This is a genomic window from Mesorhizobium ventifaucium, from assembly GCF_935822925.1.
GTDB lineage: Bacteria > Pseudomonadota > Alphaproteobacteria > Rhizobiales > Rhizobiaceae > Mesorhizobium > Mesorhizobium ventifaucium.
The window spans coordinates 1-1203 of the sequence record NZ_CAKXZS010000027.1; the positions used below are offsets into that span (position 1 = coordinate 1).

General features: G+C 62.7%; 1 protein-coding gene. It reads left to right on the plus strand.

All coding sequences use genetic code 11. The features are described 5' to 3' along the window. The coding region (locus NMG70_RS23440) for an IS110 family RNA-guided transposase (RefSeq protein WP_254026723.1) at positions 1-944 on the plus strand (944 nt) is incomplete at its 5' end. Between the last annotated feature and the right edge of the window lie 259 nt (positions 945-1203).

Genomic DNA, 1203 nt, shown 5'->3' on the forward strand with positions numbered 1-1203 from the left:
TGTTCAGGAAGAAGCTTCGCCGCGATCACGTACTCAGGTTTCTTGCTGCTCAGCCAGCCTGCAGGGTTGCCATGGAAGCGTGCGCCGGCGGCCATTACTGGGCGCGGGAGATTGCGAAGCTGGGGCACGATGTCCGGCTAATCGCTCCGGGATACGTGAAGCCTTTCGTGAAGCGGCAGAAGAACGATGCCGCTGACGCCGAAGCGATCTGTGAAGCGGCGCAGCGGCCGACCATGCGGTTCGTGGCGGTGAAGAGCGAAGATCAGCAGGCTGCGGCTATGGTGTTTCGCGTGCGCGATCTTGTGGTGCGCCAGCGGACCCAGACTATCAATGCGATACGGGGCCATCTTGCCGAATTTGGTCTGGTGGCTGCGCAGGGCCTCTTCCATGTGGCCAAGCTCATCGCGGCAATTGAGGACAATGGTTCGGCTATCCCCGAAGCTGCTCGTCCGATCCTGTCTCTGCTCGTTGCGCAGTTGCGGTCGCTGGACGAGAGAGTGGCCGGGCTCGACCGCGAGATCGCCAAGCGCGCCAGGGAGGATGCAGAAGCCAGGCGATTGATGACCATTCCCGGCATAGGACCGATCACCGCGACGGCTGTTGCCGCGTTGGCTCCGTCCGCTCAGACCTTCAAGAGAGGTCGCGACTTTGCGGCATGGCTCGGCCTCACGCCGCTGCAACGTTCTTCAGGGGGAAAGCAGAAGCTCGGCGAGACATCCCGAATGGGCGAGCGAACCCTGCGACGGCTGCTGATCATCGGGGCCAGCGCCACCGTGCGCTGGGCCATGCGCAAGGGTGCGGCGACAGATCCCTGGCTCATCCGGATGCTGAATCGCAAACCGCCGATGCTGGTGATCATTGCTCTGGCCAACAAGACGGCACGTATTGTGTGGGCATTGATGGCCAAGGGCGGGACCTACCGGGCACCGGCCTTGGCGGGATAGTCCGCTCCTCGAGCGGGCTACCAAAGTGTGAGAAGGTCGAACGGAGAGTATGGCGCTACGGTCAATGAGACGGGATCGGGAAAACCAGATCATGGATACGCGCCTTGAGCGCGCCAGATTGAATTGGACCCGCTCCGCGAACTCCCATACGGGCCCGCGGCAGGTGACAGCCGCACCAGAGGCCGGACACATGTCAGCACCCGACCACGCTCCGCGCTCTTCGAAAAGATTCTTCTTGCACCAACGGGGGCGTCCACAC